This window comes from Pseudomonas sp. TH21, from assembly GCF_016651025.1.
GTDB classification, from domain to species: domain Bacteria; phylum Pseudomonadota; class Gammaproteobacteria; order Pseudomonadales; family Pseudomonadaceae; genus Aquipseudomonas; species Aquipseudomonas aylmerensis.
On sequence record NZ_JAEKEQ010000001.1, the window covers coordinates 3,011,636 to 3,030,073 of the forward strand.

The 18,438-nt window shown below is 63.3% G+C and carries 14 protein-coding genes and 1 pseudogene; 6 read left to right on the forward strand and 9 right to left on the reverse strand.

What is annotated here, in order from left to right; all coding sequences use genetic code 11:
* Window positions 1-96: 96 nt before the first annotated feature.
* From JFU04_RS13200 to JFU04_RS13215, 4 genes are all read right to left on the reverse strand, one after another.
* Entirely contained in the window at window positions 97-729 is a 633-nt protein-coding gene (locus JFU04_RS13200; RefSeq protein ID WP_065904959.1) for an N-carbamoylsarcosine amidohydrolase, read from the reverse strand.
* A 414-nt stretch (window positions 730-1,143) separates the two neighbouring features.
* Window positions 1,144-1,896 carry a maleate cis-trans isomerase family protein gene (locus JFU04_RS13205; protein WP_010210656.1) on the reverse strand — a complete coding sequence of 251 codons (753 nt, stop codon included), beginning with the start codon at window positions 1,894-1,896 and terminating at the stop codon, window positions 1,144-1,146.
* A gap of 14 nt (window positions 1,897-1,910) precedes the next feature.
* Window positions 1,911-2,708, reverse strand: a complete 798-nt coding sequence (locus tag JFU04_RS13210; protein WP_201144270.1) for an alpha/beta fold hydrolase — start codon at window positions 2,706-2,708, stop codon at window positions 1,911-1,913.
* Complete coding sequence (locus JFU04_RS13215) at window positions 2,705-3,838, reverse strand: FAD-dependent monooxygenase (protein WP_065904961.1); 1,134 nt, start codon at window positions 3,836-3,838, stop codon at window positions 2,705-2,707. Before JFU04_RS13215 ends, JFU04_RS13210 begins: the two co-directional genes overlap by 4 nt.
* A 307-nt stretch (window positions 3,839-4,145) precedes the next feature.
* On the opposite strand from JFU04_RS13215, the gene JFU04_RS13220 reads away from it, so the two are divergent.
* The 4 genes from JFU04_RS13220 (at window position 4,146) to JFU04_RS13235 (ending at window position 10,368) form a co-directional block, all read left to right on the forward strand.
* Entirely contained in the window at window positions 4,146-5,198 is a 1,053-nt protein-coding gene (locus JFU04_RS13220; RefSeq protein ID WP_201144272.1) for a 2,5-dihydroxypyridine 5,6-dioxygenase, read from the forward strand.
* A 189-nt stretch (window positions 5,199-5,387) separates the two neighbouring features.
* A complete protein-coding gene (locus JFU04_RS13225) occupies window positions 5,388-5,822 on the forward strand; it encodes a MarR family winged helix-turn-helix transcriptional regulator (protein ID WP_065904969.1) in 435 nt (144 codons plus the stop codon).
* 530 nt (window positions 5,823-6,352) lie between these two features.
* Window positions 6,353-6,835 (forward strand): (2Fe-2S)-binding protein, encoded by a 483-nt coding sequence (locus JFU04_RS13230; RefSeq protein ID WP_106804026.1) that lies wholly within the window; start codon window positions 6,353-6,355, stop codon window positions 6,833-6,835.
* A gap of 5 nt (window positions 6,836-6,840) precedes the next feature.
* On the forward strand, window positions 6,841-10,368 hold the full coding sequence (locus tag JFU04_RS13235; protein ID WP_201144274.1) for a molybdopterin cofactor-binding domain-containing protein: 3,528 nt from the start codon (window positions 6,841-6,843) through the stop codon (window positions 10,366-10,368).
* A 70-nt stretch (window positions 10,369-10,438) separates the two neighbouring features.
* On the opposite strand, the pseudogene JFU04_RS13240 reads toward JFU04_RS13235, so the two are convergent.
* Window positions 10,439-11,085 (reverse strand): annotated as a pseudogene (locus JFU04_RS13240) (TetR/AcrR family transcriptional regulator).
* 159 nt (window positions 11,086-11,244) lie between these two features.
* On the opposite strand from JFU04_RS13240, the gene ggt reads away from it, so the two are divergent.
* Window positions 11,245-12,969, forward strand: coding sequence for a gamma-glutamyltransferase (gene ggt / locus JFU04_RS13245; RefSeq protein WP_065904974.1), 1,725 nt, complete (start codon window positions 11,245-11,247; stop codon window positions 12,967-12,969).
* Window positions 12,970-13,110: 141 nt separating this feature from the next.
* Window positions 13,111-13,905 carry an exodeoxyribonuclease III gene (locus tag JFU04_RS13250; RefSeq protein WP_065904976.1) on the forward strand — a complete coding sequence of 265 codons (795 nt, stop codon included), beginning with the start codon at window positions 13,111-13,113 and terminating at the stop codon, window positions 13,903-13,905.
* Here the strand turns inward: JFU04_RS13250 and JFU04_RS13255 are convergent.
* From JFU04_RS13255 to JFU04_RS13270, 4 genes are all read right to left on the reverse strand, one after another.
* Entirely contained in the window at window positions 13,902-15,407 is a 1,506-nt protein-coding gene (locus JFU04_RS13255) for an FAD-dependent oxidoreductase (protein WP_201144276.1), read from the reverse strand. The genes JFU04_RS13250 and JFU04_RS13255 overlap by 4 nt on opposite strands.
* A 69-nt stretch (window positions 15,408-15,476) precedes the next feature.
* Complete coding sequence (locus tag JFU04_RS13260) at window positions 15,477-15,998, reverse strand: AAA family ATPase (protein ID WP_201144278.1); 522 nt, start codon at window positions 15,996-15,998, stop codon at window positions 15,477-15,479.
* On the reverse strand, window positions 15,995-16,558 hold the full coding sequence (gene pnuC, locus JFU04_RS13265; RefSeq protein WP_065904985.1) for a nicotinamide riboside transporter PnuC: 564 nt from the start codon (window positions 16,556-16,558) through the stop codon (window positions 15,995-15,997). The genes JFU04_RS13260 and pnuC overlap by 4 nt, the downstream gene beginning before the upstream one ends.
* Window positions 16,559-16,698: 140 nt before the next feature.
* On the reverse strand, window positions 16,699-18,333 hold the full coding sequence (locus tag JFU04_RS13270) for a methyl-accepting chemotaxis protein (protein ID WP_201144280.1): 1,635 nt from the start codon (window positions 18,331-18,333) through the stop codon (window positions 16,699-16,701).
* Between the last annotated feature and the right edge of the window lie 105 nt (window positions 18,334-18,438).

The window sequence follows — 18,438 nt, forward strand, 5'->3', positions numbered from 1 at the left end:
CTCCCACAGGGATCGGTTCCCACAGGGGACTGCATTCCAAGGCCTGGGCCTCAGTTTTTCAAGACCGCGCTCTATGGCGCGGTTCTCGGTACCGTCTTATTGCTCCCTGAATTTGCTCATGGCCTCCTGTTTGCTCACCACGTCGCCGTACTTGCTGTCGATATCGAACAGGTTGGCTTCGTGGGGCGCGGGGTGTCGGTCGCCGACGCACTCGCGCACGACGATGGTGCGGAACCCGTGTTGCACCGCGTCCACCGCCGTTGCACGAATGCAGCCGCTGGTGGAGCAGCCGGCGAGGACCACCGTGTCGATACCCTGGGCGTGCAGCATCGGGGCCAGGCTGCTGCCGAAAAACGCACTGGCGTATTGTTTGGTGATCACCACTTCATCGGCCTGGGGCAGCACCTCGACGCAGAACGCCGCGAGCGGGTTGCCTTCGACCATGTCTTTCATCACCGGGGCCTTCTTGACCCAGATGCCGCCGTCGGCGAAATGGCCGGGATGGTAACGGATATTGGTGTGTACCACCGCAATCCCGTGCCGGCGTGCGGTGGCCAGCAGCTCGACGCTTTCCGCCACGGCGATCACCACTTCGGGGGCATAGAGCGGCGCGCCTTCGGTGGTGTAGCCCTGCATGAAGTCGATCATCAGCAATGCGGCTTTTTTGCCGAAGCCGATACGGTTGCCCCAGACGCCTTGATAGTTGGCGTTGGCGGATTGTTCAGTCATGTTCGACCCTCATTGATGGGTGGTGCACAGGCTCTGTTTTTGTGGTGAGCGAGCTTTTTATGGTGAGCAGGTTGTTGTGGTCAGTGGCTTGTTGTGGAGTGCAGGCTTTTTCGTGGTGACTGGGTGTTTTGTGGTGAGCGGGCTTGCCCCGCGTTGGGTGGCGAAGCCGCCCCAATAGGGCCCTGAAGTCTTTCAGGCAGTCCGCAGTGCCTGGTTTCAGGGCGGCTTCGCCCCCAGCGCGGGGCAAGCCCGCTCACCACAACAAGCCCGCTCACCACAACAAGCCTGCTCACCACAAAAAGCCCGCTCACCACAAAAAACCAGTCACCACAACAAGCCGACAGTCCACAACCAGCCCGCTCACACCACGACAAGCGCGCCTACCACAAAAGTCTCAGCCACTCCCTCGCTCCCTCAATAAGCACCAGACAGCAGGGCGCCCGCGCCGGGGACGATGGGTTCCAGGTCCAGGGCCTTGAGCATGGCGTAGGTGGTAGCGATGGCGGCGGTAAGCACTGGTTTGCCGGTTTGCGCCTCGACCTTGGCCACCACTGGCAACGACTGCATCTGCACGCAGGCCGATAGCACGATCACGTCGACGCCTTCCAGGTTCATCCCGGCGACGATGGCCGGCAGGTTGGCCGGGTCGTGGCGGGCCACTTCGAGGTTGTCGGGAATCTCCAGCGCGCGCCAGTCCACCACCTCGAAGCCTTCTTCACGGATGTAGTTCACCACCAGTTCGGTCAGCGGCTTCATGTACGGCGCGACAATCGCGATGCGCTTGGCACCCATCACCTTGAGGCCTTCGATCAGCGCGCCGGCACTGGTGATGACCGGGGCGTTGGCGTCGTTGTCAGCAGTGGCCTTGCGCAGGCGCTGTTCGGAATTGCGGTGGTAACCCAGGCCCATGGCCATGATCGCCACCAGGCACGCGTAGCCCAGCACGTCGACCTTGGCGTCGGACAGCTCGACGGCGCAACGGTCGGACTCGCCGTCCATGGCCGCCAGTTCTTCCTTGCGCACTTGCTTCATGCGCATGCGGCTGGAGTGAAAGGTAAAACGCTCGGGCCGGATCGCCTGGCGGGCGGTGAGCATCGCCGGGATCTCGGTTTCCATGGTTGTATTGGAACTCGGCACGATCTGGCCGATGCGGTAAGGCTTCTGCATGGTGGTCTCCATGGTTATTGTTCGAGGAAGTCGCCGAGGGCGTGGAAGAAACCGTCGAGGTCATCCCAGGGAATCATGTGTCCGGCATTCGGCACGCGGGCGACCTGGATGCCGGGTTGCAGGTCCTGGATTTCGGTAATGTCGTCATCGAGGATCACGCCGCCACGCCCGGCCACCATCAACAGGGCAGGGGCCTTCAGATGGGGCAGGTGCTGGTGGAAATCGACGGTGTGGAAGTCATTGAAGGCACGCACGATGGCGGGCTCGTAGCAGGTGTGCAGCCATTCAGCGCGCAGCTGCAGCTGCTCGTCGGTCCAGGTGGCGCAGAAGGCGCGCATCGCCTCCGCATCCATGCCAACCTGCGATTGGCGGATCGAATCGACATACCACGGCAGCTTGCTCGGGTATTCGCGGCGACCCGGGCCGGAGACGGGCGGATCGATCAGCACCACGCGGTTGACGCCCTGGGGATGCAGCACGGCGCTGCGAACAGCAAAGCGCGCGCCCATCGAGTGGCCCATCAGGTGGTAGCTCTCGAGGCCGAGTGCGTCGGCAAAGGCACCGATGTCCTCGGCGCAGGTGTCGGCGCTGTAGTCCAGTTCGGGCCCGGTCGACGACAAGCCGCGACCGCGTACATCCAGCACGTAGGTGTCGAACTGCGCGCCAAGACGCTCGGCGACGAAGCCCCAGGTGATCGCCGGGCTGGTGATGCCGGGGATCAGGATCAGCGCCGGGCCTTTGCCGCCGTAGCGCAGGTAGTGCTGGCGAATACCGTTGGCCTGGACGTTGCCGCCGTAGAGGTAGGTGCTCACGCGGCCACCCCCGACTTCAGTTCCTGGGCATACAGGTCATAGCCGTAGACCCAGGCCGGGTCTTCCTGGGTCCGCAGCCAGGTATTGGCGTTGGACACGGCCTGCACGCGGGAGGCGCGCTCCTTGCGGTTGGCTTCGTAGAGCTGGAACGCGGTGCGGTAGTCACTGATCCCGGTTTCCTGCAGGCAGCGGGTAAGCATCGCCGCGTCTTCGATGGCCATGCCGGCGCCTTGGGCCATGTGGGGTTTCATCGGGTGGCAGGCGTCGCCCAGCAGCACCAGGCGACCACGGCTCCACAGTGGCAACGGGTTGCGGTTGCGCAGCGGCCATTTGGTCACGCTTTCGGTGGATTCGATCAGCGCCTGCACGGTGGGGTGGTAGCCCTTGAACGCATCGAACATCTCTTCGCGGCTACTGTCGACGAACGCGCCCTGGAAGTCCCATTCGGCATGCGGCACGCCCGTCACGTAGTAGTACTCGTCGCGCTTGCCGGTGGTGTAATACACCATCATGTGGCGGTCTTCGGTCCACCACTTGATGCAGTCTTCGAACTTGAGGTCGTACTTGGCCAGCTGGTCGCCACGGATCAGCGCGCGGTGCGCAACCCAGCCGCTGTACAGCGGTTTTTCCACGCCGAGCAGTTCTTCGCGGATCTTCGAATTGATGCCATCGGCGCCGATCACGATGTCAGCGTAGGTCACTTCGCCGTCGGCGAAGGTCAGGCGCACCTGGGTGTCGGTTTCTTCGAGGGTTTCCAGGCGCTTGTTGAAGTGCAGGGTGCCGGGCTTGAGGGTGGACATCTGCAGCGCGTGCAGGTCGCCACGGTGCACGGTGATGTAGGACGCGCCGTAGCCGGTGAGTGGAATGCGCGAGAGGTAGTCACCACTTTCGCCGCAGCGGCTGAACCAGTGCTCGGGGTGCGAGCCCATCAGGTCCAGCTGCTTTTCGATGCCCATGCGGCGGAAGATTTTCATGATGTTGGGGCCCATGTGGATCCCCGCGCCCAGTCGGGAAAATTCCGGTGCCTGCTCGTACACGTCCACATCGAAACCGGCCTGCTGCAACAGGGTGGCTGCAGCCGCGCCGCCCAGGCCGGCACCGACGATGGCGATTTTTTGTGTGCTTCCCATGGGGCGTGATCCTCTCTCTTGTTGATTGTCGGCGGCGTCTGTCCGCAAGGTTTTTAAAGTGTATACGCTCATTTTTTGAAATGGGAAGCCCACCTTTAAAAATTTATTTTCCAGCCGTGATTTTCATCTGTAACGCTTTTTATCCTTTATCTGTTGGGTTTGTGTGGAAAGGTAACGTTTTGTTGTGGTGCTTGCAGTTCGCCTTCAATTCAGGTCTTATCGTTATTAAATGGCGTATACGCTATAAAAATGCACCAGAGTGAAGCGCAGTGCCTGAACGTGGTGCAGCCCCACAGGAGACAGGAAAATGCCGGTAAGCGATTGCGAACTGACCCAGATGTTTGAACACGTGCTGACGCTGTCGAAGGTCGACCCGACGCAGAGCGTCGCGGTGCTCAAGAGCCATTACTCCGACCCGCGCACCGTGCGCGCGGCAATGGACGCGGCGCAGCGCCTGGGGGCCAAGGTGTATGCGGTGGAGTTGCCATCGTTCAATCACCCACGGGCGATGGGGAATGACATGACCGCCTACTGCGGCGACACGGCGCTGACCGGCAATATCGCCGCGCAACGCGCGCTGGAAGCGGCCGACCTGATTGTCGACACGATGATGTTGCTGCATTCGCCGGAGCAGGAGCAGATCCTCAAGACCGGCACACGTATCCTGCTGGCCGTGGAGCCGCCGGAAGTGCTGGCGCGGATGCTGCCTACCGAGGAAGACAAGGTGCGTGTGCTGGCTGCCGAGCAGCTGTTGAAGCAGGCGCGCTCGATTCATGTGAAGTCGCGTGCCGGCAGCGATTTTCGCGCTGCGCTGGGGCAATACCCGTCGGTGACCGAGTACGGATTTGCCGACGAGCCTGGGCGCTGGGACCACTGGCCCAGCGGCTTCCTGTTCTCCTGGCCCAACGAAGAAACCGCCGAGGGCGTGCTGGTGCTGGACATCGGCGACATCCTGCTGCCGTTCAAGACCTACACCCGCGAGAAAATCACCCTGGAGATCGAAAAGGGCTTTATCACAAGTATCCATGGGGGATTCGAGGCCGAGTACCTGCGCGACTACATGAAGTACTTCAACGACCCCGAGGTGTACGGCATCTCCCACATCGGCTGGGGCCTGCAGCCTCGGGCGCAGTGGACCGCCATGGGCCTGCACGACAAGAACGACGGCATGTGCATGGACGCGCGGGCGTTCTACGGCAATTTCCTCTTCTCCACCGGGCCGAACACTGAAGTGGGCGGGACGCGCAAGACGCCGTGCCACATGGATATTCCGCTGCGCAATTGCGATGTGTACCTGGATGACCAGGCCGTCGTCATCGCCGGCGATGTGGTCGCACCGCCAGCCTCCCTGGCACGCTGAATCCCCACTGTGGGAGCGGGCTTGCTCGCGAATGCGCTACGTCAGTCAACAATGCGCCACCTGACACACTGCATTCGCGAGCAAGCCCGCTCCCACATTTCGACTGCGTTCCGGCAATGAGATCCTTGAGTCATTGCGACAACCTCGCCATCATGCTTCCCCATCGCTAGCCACCCACCGAGCTTCGCCGTGCCTGATTCCTACGTTTTTTCTGAGCAAGTTGGCCACCTGTTGCGCAAGGCTTACCAGCGTCACCTGGCGATTTTTCAGCAGAATGTCGGCGACTCCCAACTCACCGCCGTGCAGTTCGTCACCCTGTGTGCGCTGCGCGATCACGGTGCAAGTTCGCTGACTGAACTGGTCAAGGCCACGGCAGTGGACCAGGCGACCATTCGCGGTATCGTCGAGCGGCTCAAGGCCAAGGAATTGATCACGCTTGAGCCCGACCCGCAGGACAAGCGCAAAGTCGTGGTCGACCTGTCCCCGGCCGGCGCCGAACTGGTCGCGCAAACCGCGCCGCGTGCTGCACAGATCAGCGAGCTGACCATGAGCAACCTCAACCCCGCCGAACGCGTGGCAGTGCTGTTTCTGTTGCGCAAGATGATCGAGGATCCGCAGGAGTAGGGCGGCAGGGTTGTGAGCTGGCCAGCGGTGCTCAGCAGACTTCCCTGTGGTGAGCGGGCTTGCTTGTGTTGAGCAGGCTTGCTTATGTTGAGCAGGCTTGCCTGTGGTGAGCGGGCTTGCCCCGCGTTGGGGCGCGAAGCGGCCCCTTTCAAGCATGCTGAGTTATTGCTGAAGAATTGCGGTGTTTGGTTTTTGGGGCTGCTACGCAGCCCAACGCGGGGCAAGCCCGCTCGCCACAAAAGAAGGCTGCTCACTACAGGCAGTCTGTTCACCACAAAGAAGGCTGCTCACTACAGGAAGTCTGTTCACCACAAAGAAGGCTGCTCACCACAGGCAGTCTGTTCACCACAATAAGTCAGTTCACCACAGTTAGTTCGTTAACCACTTCCCCCCATTGGCACCGTTTTTGCTCCAGGTTGATGTAGCAGTCACTTCATCAGTCAAGTGTGTCGTGAGACCCCAGGTCCGCGGCGCTTTTTTTTGACTGTTTAGTGTAGTGACTACTTCACCAACTGTTACGGGCGAAGCGAATGATCAGCCAGCACATCACGGTAACGCTTGAGGTCAACGGGCAGCAAAGCGACGTCAGCGCCATGGCGGATACGCCGCTGTTGCTGGTGTTGCGCAATGACCTGCAGCTCAACGGCCCCAAGTACGGCTGCGGCCTGGGCGAGTGCGGTGCGTGCACGGTGATCATCGATGGCGTGGCGGCGCGTTCCTGTGTGTTCCCGCTGTCCGGCGCGGTGGGGCGCGAGATTGTCACCCTGGAAGGCCTCGGCACGCGCCAGGCGCCGCATCCGGTGCAGCAGGCCTTTATCGATGAGCAGGCCGCGCAATGCGGCTACTGCCTCAACGGCATGATCATGACCACCAAGGCCTTGCTCGACCGTAACCCCAACCCCAGCGAAGCCCAGGTGCGCAACGAGCTGTCGGGCAACCTCTGTCGCTGCGGCACCCATATCGAAATCCTCCGCGCGGTGCTGCGTGCCGCTCGCCTCATGACCGTGGATTGATGACCATGACCGACACTCCGCTTTCCCGTGACCAGTGGCTGGCCAAGGCCGGCGTCCTGTTGATCGTCGATGACGTGCTGCCGCCTTCGGGCCCGGTGGCCAAGGGCGGTACGCCGACCGTGAAGCCCAAGGAACTGGGGCTGTTTATCGCCGTCAACGACGACGGCCTGGTGTACGCATTCAACGGCCATGTGGATTTGGGCACCGGCATCCGCACTTCGCTGGCGCAGATCGTCGCCGAAGAACTGGACCTGGGCATGGACCAGGTGAAGATGGTGCTTGGCGACACCGAGCGCGTGCCGAACCAGGGCGCGACGATTGCCAGCGCGACCTTGCAGATTTCCGCCGTGCCCTTGCGCAATGCGGCCGCCGAAGCGCGGCGCTTCTTGCTGGCGCGGGCGGCGGGGCGCTGGGGAGTAAGCACCGCCAGCCTCAAGGTCGACGCCGGTGTGATTCAAGCGGCGGACGGGCGCACCACCACCTACGGCGAACTGGTCAGCGGCCAGCACGACCAGTTGCGCATCAGCGGCGACGCACCGCTCAAGGCCGTCGAGGATTACCGCCTGGTAGGCAAGGGCGCTGCGCGGGTGGATATCCCCGGCAAGGCCACCGGCGAACTGACCTATGTGCACGACATGCGCGTGCCCGACATGCTCCATGGGCGGGTGATCCGCCCGCCGTACGCCGGCCTGGATTGCGGCGAGTTTGTCGGCAACAGCCTGCTGCGCGTGGACGAGGCCTCCATCGCGCATATCCCCGGCATCGTCGCAGTCGTGGTGATCCGCGATTTTGTCGGCGTGGTGGCGTTGCGTGAGGAGCAGGCGATCAAGGCCGCCGAAGCGCTGCAGGTGCACTGGAAACCTTGGAACAATGGGTTGCCGGACATGAGCGATGTGGAACAGGCCATCCGTGACAATCCACGGGTGCGCCGCACCGTCCTCGACCAGGGCAATGTCGATGAAGCGCTGGCGGGTGCCAGCCAGCGCCTGTCGCGCAGTTATTTGTGGCCTTACCAGATGCACGGTTCGATCGGCCCGTCCTGTGGCGTGGCGGACTATCAAGCCAGCGGCAGTCGCGTCTGGTCCGGCAGCCAGAACCCGCACCTGTTGCGCGCTGACCTCGCGTGGCTGCTCGAATGCGATGAGGCGCTGATCGACGTGATCCGCATGGAAGCCTCCGGCTGCTACGGGCGTAACTGCGCTGACGATGTCTGCGCCGACGCCTTGCTGCTGTCGCGCGCGGTGGGCAAGCCGGTGCGCGTGCAATTAACCCGCGAGCAGGAACACCTGTGGGAACCCAAGGGCACCGGGCAGTTGATGGACGTCGACGGTGGCCTCAACGCCGACGGCAGCATCGCCGCCTATGACTTCGAAACCAGCTACCCGTCCAACGGCGCGCCAACCCTGGCATTGCTGCTGACGGGGCGCGTGGAACCGGTGGCGGCGATGTTCGAGATGGGCGACCGCACCTCGATCCCGCCGTACGACATTGACAACATGCGTGTGACCATCAACGACATGGCGCCCATCGTGCGTGCGTCGTGGATGCGCGGCGTGTCGGCGTTGCCCAATACCTTCGCGCATGAATCCTATATCGATGAACTGGCGTTTGCCGCTGGCGTCGACCCGGTGGAATACCGCCTGCGCTACCTCAAGGACGAGCGCGCCATCGACCTGGTGAAATCCACCGCCGAACGCGCCAACTGGTCGCCGCGCACCGAGCCGATGCAGACCGCCAATCCAGACCACCTGCTGCGTGGCCGTGGCTTTGCCTATGCGCGCTACATCCACAGCAAGTTTCCCGGCTTCGGCGCGGCATGGGCGGCCTGGGTCGCGGACGTGGCGATCGACAAGCAGACCGGCGATGTGTCGGTGACGCGGGTGGTGATCGGTCATGATTCGGGGATGATGATCAACCCGGCGGGGGTGCAGCATCAGATCCACGGCAATGTGATCCAGTCCACCAGTCGCGTGCTCAAGGAGCGCGTGACCTTTGAAGAGTCGACGGTGGCGAGCAAAGAGTGGGGCGGTTACCCGATCCTGACGTTCCCGCAGGTGCCGCAGATCGACGTGCTGATGATGCCGCGCCAGGACCAGCCACCGATGGGCGCCGGTGAGTCCGCCTCGGTGCCCAGCGCGGCGGCGATAGCCAACGCGATCTACGATGCCACCGGGATTCGCTTTCGCGAGTTGCCGATCACCCCGGAGCGCGTATTGGCGGCGCTGAACGCCGGCACCTTGGGTGAGCCGGCCAAGTCGCCGCAAAAACGCCGTAAATGGTGGTTCGGTGCGCTGTTCGCGAGCTTGGGCGCGCTGCTGGCCACGGCCTGGCCGTTTCACCCCGAGATCGCGCCGATAGCGCCGCCCAGCGCCGGCACCTGGTCCAAGGCCACCCTGGAACGCGGGCGCCTGCTGGCGGCCGTCGGCGATTGCGCGGTGTGCCACACGGCGCCCGGTGGCGCGACCAATGCCGGTGGGCTGGCAATGCAAACGCCGTTCGGCACGCTGTACAGCAGCAACATCACCCCGGATGTCAAAACCGGCATCGGCGCCTGGTCGTACCCGGCGTTCGAGCGAGCGATGCGCGACGGCATTGGCCGTGATGGGCGCAACCTCTACCCGGCGTTTCCCTACACCGCGTTTCGCAATATCGACGATGCCGACATGCAGGCGCTGTATGCCTACCTGATGTCCCAGGCCCCGGTCAGCCAGGCGCCGACACCGAATGCCATGCGCTTTCCGTTCAACATCCGGCCGTTGATGGCGGGCTGGAATGCGCTGAACCTGCGGCGCGGTGAGATCACGCCACAGCCTGAACGCGGTGAGCAGTGGAACCGTGGCAACTATCTGGTCAATGGCCTGGGGCACTGCGCCGCCTGCCATTCGCCGCGTAACCTGATGGGCGCGGAGAAGGGCGGCCAGTCGTTCCTGGCGGGGGGCATAGTGGATGGCTGGGAAGCGCCGGCATTGACGGGGTTGTCCAAGGCGCCGACGCCGTGGACCGAAGAGCAGTTGTTCACCTATTTGAGCACCGGCTATTCCGAGGCGCACGGGGTGGCGGCCGGCCCGATGGGCCCGGTGGTGAGTGAGTTGGCGAAGTTGCCCAAGGCGGAAATCCGCGCGATGGCGGTGTACCTGGCGTCGCTGAATGGCGAGGCGGCGGCCGAGGCCAAGGTCGCCGCCGCAGTGACGGTGCCGAATCCGAATGGCCGACGCGTGTTCGAGGGCTCGTGCAAGGCCTGCCATGCCGACGGCCTGGGGCCGAAGTTGTTTGGGGTCAGCCCCTCATTGGCGACCAATACCAATGTGCACAGTGATCAGCCGGATAATTTGATCAAGGTGATTTTGCAAGGCATCAGCAACCCTGCGACCAAGGACCTGGGATACATGCCGGGTTTCAAGGACAGCCTGTCGAACACGCAGGTGGCGGAACTGGTCGGCTATCTGCGCGGGCAGTTTGCGCCGAACGCGCCGGCATGGAATGGCCTGGAGCAGAAGGTCGCTCACTTGCGTGCGAACCCAGGTACGCACTAAATAGCCCGGGCGATAAGCCGATCAACCGTGGGCGCCGGGCAAGCCCGGTTTCCACAGTTGGAATGGGTTTCTACACGGCGACCGGGGTGACGCCCCGCACCACCAAGTCACTGATAAACCCCAGCCAATCCTGCTGCTGTTGCTTGTTCGACAAGTCCTCGCCGAGGAATGAGCTGAGGGTGTGGCGGTTGGAGTTATAGAAGTAGCAGAGCGAGGCGATCATCAGGTACACGTGCTTGAGGTCGACATCCTCGCGGAACACGCCCTGGGCCTGGCCGGCCTCGATGATCGGGCGCAGCACGCCGACTGCTTCCCGGACAACCGGCGCAATTCGCCGGACTGCTGCGCGTGTTTGCCCTGGTGCAGGTTCTCGATGCTCAGGATCGCCACGAACTCCGGGTGCTTGACGTAGTAGTTCCAGATAAACGCCACCAGTTCACGCAGGGCCTGCACCGGCGTATCGAGGTCCAGCTTGAGCGTGCTTTCGGCTTTGTTGAACTGCTCGTAGGTGTGTTCCAGCACGCAGACGAACAGGTGCTCCTTGCTGCCGAAATAGTAATAAAGCATGCGGTCGTTGGAGTCCGCTTCCTTGGAAATGCTGTCGACACGCCCGCCGGAATAGCCGTCGCGGGTAAACACCTTGATCGCCGCCTGCAAGATGCGCGCGCGCGTCTGGTCCGCCTGTTGGGCTCGGATCCCGGTCTTCTTGATTGCCATGCCAGCGCGCCTTCGACGACAGTTTGGCGCGAAATATAGCATGGGCATTTTGCCGGCCGTTCTGTGACCGACAAGTTCTGTAATAAAAACGCCATTGCACTGGGGATTAAACCCGCGACGGGCTATTTTGGTGCGTCTCAATAACTAGAGTAGCCATGGATGAAATACCAACCCTTCAGCCGTACCTTGATTGCCACTGCACTGGTGTTGACGGTCAGTGGCGTTCACGCCGCGTCCCAGGCCCCGGTGGCCGGTGAAAACGGCATGGTGGTGACGGCCCAGCATTTGGCCACTCATGTCGGTGTGGATGTACTCAAGGCCGGCGGCAACGCGGTCGATGCGGCCGTGGCAGTCGGCTATGCGCTGGCCGTGGTGTACCCGGCGGCCGGCAACCTCGGTGGCGGCGGTTTCATGACCGTGCAGCTGGCCGACGGACGCAAGACCTTCCTCGACTTCCGCGAAAAAGCCCCGTTGGCGGCCACCGCCGACATGTACCTGGACAAGGCCGGCAATGTCGTCGAAGGCCTCAGTGCCAAAGGCCACCTGGCCGTCGGCGTGCCCGGCACCGTGTCTGGCATGGAACTGGCCCTGAGCAAATACGGCACCCTCAAGCGCGCCCAGGTGATTGCCCCGGCGATCAAGCTGGCGGAAAACGGTTTCGAGCTGGAGCAGGGTGATATCGACCTGCTGCACACCGCCACCGGCGAGTTCGAAAAAGACCAGGACATGCGCGGGATCTTCCTGCACAACGGCCAGCCGATGCAGGTCGGCCAGAAACTGGTGCAGAAAGACCTGGCCAAGACCCTCAAGGAAATTTCCGCCAAGGGCAGCGACGGCTTCTATAAAGGCTGGGTCGCCAAGGCGCTGGTAGATTCCAGCCAGGCCGGCAAGGGCATCATCACCCAGGCCGACCTCGACAAGTACAAGACCCGTGAACTGGCGCCCATCGAGTGCGACTACCGTGGCTACCACGTGGTCTCGGCACCGCCTCCGAGCTCCGGTGGCGTGGTGATCTGCCAGATCATGAACATCCTCGAAGGCTACCCGATGGCTGACCTCGGCTATCACTCGGCCCAGGGCCTGCACTACCAGATCGAAGCGATGCGCCACGCCTACGTGGACCGCAACAGCTACCTCGGTGACCCGGATTTCGTGAAGAATCCGATCGCCCATCTGCTGGACAAGGACTACGCCGCCAAGCTGCGCGCCGCCATCGAACCGCAGAAGGCCGGGGACTCCCAGGCAATCAAGCCGGGCGTGTCGCCGCATGAAGGCAACAACACCACTCACTATTCGATCGTCGACAAGTGGGGCAACGCGGTGTCGGTGACCTACACCCTCAACGACTGGTTCGGTGCGGGCGTGATGGCGAGCAAGACCGGGGTGATCCTCAACGATGAAATGGACGACTTCACCGTCAAGGTCGGCGTGCCGAACATGTACGGCCTGGTCCAGGGTGAAGCCAACGCCATCGCGCCGGGCAAGGCGCCGCTGTCGTCGATGAGCCCGACCATCGTGACCAAGGATGGCAAGGCCGTGATGGTGGTGGGCACGCCAGGCGGCAGCCGCATCATCACCGCGACGTTGCTGACCATCCTCAATGTCATCGACTACAAGATGAACATTCAGGAAGCCGTGGACGCGCCGCGTTTCCACCAGCAGTGGATGCCGGACACCACCAACCTCGAGACCTTCGCGGTCAGCCCGGACACCCAGAAGATCCTGGAAAGCTGGGGCCACAAGTTTGCCGGTCCGCAGGATGCCAACCACCTGGCCGCTATCCTGGTCGGCGCGCCATCCCTGGACGGCAAGCCGGTGGGTAACAACCGCTTCTACGGTGCCAACGACCCGCGTCGCAATACCGGTCTGTCCCTGGGCTACTGAGGCCTGAGGTGCTGATGCCGGTGAGCCAGGGACAGCGCAAGGCTGCCCCTGGCTGTCGGTATCACGCGCTGGACCGACCTGGATTGAACATCTGCACGCCTTGCAGGCTCTACCCCAAGAGCCCTGCAAGGATCCGCTGCGATGAAAGCCCTGAAAATCGCCACGTTCAATATCAACGGTATTCGTGCCCGCCTGCCCAACCTGCTGCAATGGCTGGCGCGCGATCAGCCCGACATCGTCTGCCTGCAGGAACTCAAGGCGCCCGACAGCCTGTTCCCTTATGCCGACTTCGAAGCCGCCGGCTACGGGGCGATCTGCCTGGGCCAGGCGTCGTGGAATGGCGTGGCGATACTGGCGCGCGATGCCCAGCCGCTGGAGAGCCGGCGCGGATTGCCCGGTGACGAGCACGACACGCAAAGCCGTTATCTCGAAGCCGCCGTGCACGGTGTGCTGGTCGGCTGCCTGTACCTGCCCAATGGCAACCCGCAGCCTGGGCCGAAATTCGAGTACAAGCTGGCCTGGTTCGAACGGCTGATTGCCTATGCCCAAGCGTTGCAGGCCAGTGAGCATCCGGTGCTGCTGGCTGGCGATTTCAACGTGGTGCCCACCGACCTGGACATCTACAACCCGCGCTCCTGGCTCAAGGATGCCTTGCTGCAACCGGAAAGCCGCGCCGCGTACCAGCGCCTGCTGGAGCAGGGCTGGACTGATTCCGTGCGCCATCTGTATCCCGAGGCACGGGTGTATACCTTCTGGGATTACTTTCGCCAGCACTGGCAGAAAAACGCCGGCCTGCGCATCGACCACCTGCTGCTCAACCCCGCGCTCACGCCGTACCTCAAGGATGCCGGCGTGGATGCCTGGGTGCGCAACGAGCCGCACGCCAGCGACCATGCGCCGACGTGGATTCAACTGGGCACGCGCAAAAAGCGTTAACGGCGGCGGATGATGTCCAAGGCTTCGGCTTTGCCCAGGGGCTGCTGCATGCGCTGTGAGAGGTCGGCCATGGCCTGCTGGTGTTCGCAGGCGATCACCGCTTCAACCTGGTCGTCATGGCAGAGCAGGGCGATGAAGTCATGGTGTTGCAGGTCGCCTTCCAGGTGCAGGCGGTTCCAGTGTCGCGGGTGGCCGAGCAGCTCGAAGGTCTTGTCGAAGTGGTAGGTCCAGAAGAACGGCACGTCGGCATACGTTTGGGCTTCACCGAGCATGTTGCGCGCCGCCAGCACCCCCAGTTGCTGGGCCACGCGCCAGTGCTCGATGCGCGTGGGATGCTGTTGCCAGGTAAAGGTCACGTTGTCGCCGGCGGCCCACAGGCCCGGGGCAGCCTGCAAGTGCGCATCGACCTGCAGTGAGTGGTCCTCGGCTTTTTGCACCCCGTCGATAAAGGCGGTGGCCGGTTGTACGCCGACGCCGATGAGCACCAGGTCGGCGGCCAGGCGGTTGCCATTTTTCAACAGCACCGTACTGACGGCGCCATGCCCGTCCAGGCGTTCGGGCTCGGTATTGCTGTGGAAGATTACCCCGTGGTCTTCATGCAACTGGCGGATGGCGGCGCCAATGCGCGGCCCCAATTGCGCGGCCAGCGGGATGGCGTGGCGGCTGACCACCTGCACCACTAGACCACGCTGACGCAGGGCCGACGCTGCCTCCAGGCCGATAAAACTGTCACCGATGATCACTGCACACGTCGCCGAGGCCGCCGCCGCGCTGATCCGTGCAGCATCGTCGCGGCTGCGCAGCACGAACACGTTATTCAGCACGGCGCCGGGGATGTCCAGGCGCTGGGCGTCGCCGCCGGTGGCCACGAGCGCGGCGTCGTAGTCGAAGTGGCGGCCGTCGACCAGTTCGATGCGTTTGGCCGCGGCGTCGAGGCGCTGCACCTCGCCGTGAATCACCACGGCCTCGTCCAGCAGGGCAGGCGTGTCATCGGCAGCCATCTGGCCGGCAATCACGAACTTGCTCAGGGCGGTGCGATCGTAGGCAGGGTTCGGTTCGCGGTCGATCCACAGCAGGCGCCCGGCAAACCCGTCGCGTTGCAGGCTGGCCACGGCCGCTGCACCTGCCGCGCCGGCACCGATCACCGCAAAGCAGCGTGAATCGTGGGGCAGTGGCGTGGGCTCGGCGCACAGAGCGGTATCGCCGACGCTGACCACGCCATCATGCACTTGCACCGGGTATTGCTTGAGCCCGACCAGTGCCGGGGGTTCCCGCACCGCGCCACTGTCCACGGCAAAGGCCGCCTTGTGCCACGGGCACACGATATGCCCGTTGCAAATCACGCCTTGTTCGAGCGGCGCGCCAGCGTGCGGGCAGTCCGCCTCGAACGCCCGCACCTGGTCACCGACGCGCACCAGCAGCACGGGGTGGGCAGCGGTTTCGACACGAACACCACGGTTTTCGGGCAGGTTGATCAGGCGGGCAACGATGCGCATGTTCATGGGCCAATCTCCTTTAGAGGATTGACTGGCGAGCAGGACGATGGACTGCGTTGACCCGATGGTCGGTCGTTATTCCAACACTAGCCCCACGGCGGCGACGGCTTTGGCGCGGCGTTCCTGCCAATTGCCGCCGATCACCAGGGCGGGCTGCTGGTGCTGCTCGATCCAGTCGAGGCTGGCCTGGAAAAACGCCTGTCGGTCGGCCAGTTGCGGTTGGCAGCGTTGCCCGTCCGCCGTCCACTCGACGTCGTCGGGAGACAGCAGCAGGTGCAGGTCGTAATGCCGCGCCAGCAACTCATCGTCGAGCCATGCCGGGTAGTCACCGAACAGCGTCTGGCTCCAGAGTTTGTTGGTCAGCAGGTGCGTGTCGAGAATCAGCAGGCGCGGCTGCTGGGCGCGGGAGGCATCTTCCCAGGCCAGCTGGCCACGGGCGATGGCGGGGATGTCCGCGAGGGTGGTGTCACGTTGGTGATGGTCGATGAAATAGCGCACGTATTCACCGACCATCAGCCCGCCGAAGTGCGCCTGCAACTCCGCCGCCAGCCAGCTTTTGCCGCTGGACTCGGGGCCGGCGAGTACGACCACTTTCATGCGTGTAACGCCGGATCGGCGCGCCATTCACGCCAACCCTGCACGGCGATCACGGTGAACAGCGCATACAGCGCGGCGGTGAGGTACAAGCCTTTGTAGAGAAACAGCCCGACGAAGATCACATCCACGGCAATCCACAGCGGCCAGCACTGCACGCGTTTTTGCGCCATCCACATTTGCGCCACCAGGCTGAAACCGGTGAGGGCGGCGTCCAGCCAGGGTTGGGCGGCGTCGGTCCAGTGGGCCATGGCGGCGCCGAGCAACAGGCTGCCGACCGCGCCCACTGCGAGGCTGGCGATGATCGCCGGCACGCCCAGGCTGGTGACCTGGCGCCCCTGCTTGACCTCGCCGGCGCGGGTCCACTGCCACCAGCCGTAGACTTGCAGGGCCGCGTAGACGACTTGCAGGAGCATGTCGGAATACAGCTTCACGTCGAAGAATACCCAGGTGTAGAGCAACACCATGATCAGCCCGATCGGCCAGCACCAAGGGTTCTGCTTGACCGTCAGCCACACGGCAATCACCCCCAGGGCAGCGGCGAACAGTTCAAGCGCGGACATGGTGGTTCCTTGGGCGAATGGCAGAGGGCGGGGATTGTAACCAAAGATCAACCATTGTAGGAGCTGGCTTGCCGGCGATGGCGCCCTTGAGTCTCGCATGGATCCCAAGGGCCTCATCGCCGGCCAGCCGGCACTTACAGTCAGACTTTGAATTGGCGCAGCAGGCCGTCGAGTTGTTCGCTCAAGCCGCGCAACTGCACACTGGCGGCGCTCGACTGTTCCGCCGCCAGCGCCGTGCTGTGGGACAAGCCAGCCGCCTGGGTTACGTTCTGGTTGATGTCTTCGACTACGTGCGCCTGTTGCAGGGTGGCGCTGGCAATCGAGGCATTCAGGCCGTTGAGGTTGCGCAGCGCCTGGCCGATGGCATTGAGGCTGGCCCCCGCCTGGCCGGCCTGTTCGATGGTCAGCTGCGATGCGCTGTGGCTGTCGCTGATGACCTTGACCGCCGCTTCCGAATGCCCCTGCAAACGCTCGATCATCAGTTGGATCTCGGCAGTCGACTTCTGTGTGCGCTGGGCCAGCAGGCGCACTTCGTCGGCTACCACCGCAAAGCCACGGCCTTGTTCACCGGCGCGCGCCGCTTCAATCGCGGCGTTCAGCGCGAGCAGGTTGGTCTGGTCGGCGATCGAGCGGATCACCTCCAGCACGCCGCCAATCTGCGTGCTTTCGCTGGACAGGGTGCGGATCACTTCGACGGCCTGGCGGATGGTGCCGGAGAGGTGGTCGATCTGCTGCAGGCTGCCGTCGATATTGACCTGGCCTTGCTGGGCCTGGACCTGGGCGTCGCGCATTTCGCTGGCGGCGTGTTCGGCGTTCTTGGCCACGTCCTGCACGCCATAGGTGACTTCATTGATCGCGGTGGCCACCAGTTCCATCTGCTGGGACTGCTGCTGGCTGCGAGCATGGGCCTGGGTGGCGTTGGTGCCCAGCTCCCTGGACGACTCGCCGAGCGCATTGGCGCACACCTGCAACTGGCTGACCACCTGGCGCAGCTTGGCGGTGAAGCTGTTGAAGTGCCGGGACAGTTGGGTGACTTCGTCGTCGCCGTGGGTGTCGAGGCTGCGCGTGAGGTCGCTTTCGCCGCTGGCGATGTTGCCCATGGCGTTCACCGCTGCCTGCAACGGCTGCACGATGCTGCGGGCGATCAGCGTGACCAGCAGGGCCATGACCAGCGCGATGCCCAGGCCGATCACCGAGGCTTTCCACACCTGGCCGCTGAACTCGGCCTGCACATCATCCACGTATACGCCGGAGCCGATGATCCAGCCCCATGGCTCGAACAGCTGGATATACGAGGTTTTCGCCACCGGCGCTTCGGCGCCGGGTTTCGGCCAGCGGTAGTTGACGATGCCGGCGCCCTTGGCCTTGGCCAGGATCACGAATTCGTTGAACACCCCGAACCCATCGGGGTCACGGATGGCCGAGAGGTTCTGGCCGTCCAGCTTGGGGTTGGCCGGGTGCATGATCATCACGGGGGTGAGGTCGTTAATCCAGAAGTAGTCGTCATGGTCGTAGCGCAAGCCGCGCACCGCGCTCAAGGCCTGCTTCTGCGCAGCGTCACGGGTCATCACGCCAGTGGTTTCGAGGCTGTGATAAAACGTCAGGATGCCGCTGGCGGTCTGGACCACGTGCTGGGTCTGCTGGCGCTTGGCCTGGTACAGGTCGTCATGAATCTGCCTGAGCATCAATAAACCCAGGGCAAACAGCATCAGCACGGCGACTATCAGGATCAGCCAGAGGCGCCGACTGATCGACATATTGCGCAAACTGTTCATCGTCCTGTCACTCCGTGCTTTTTATAATTGTGGGTGCTGCATCGACTTTTACGCCTTGTCTGATAGGCTTTCGGCCTGCAATCGCAAAACCTGAGTACTGCCTGA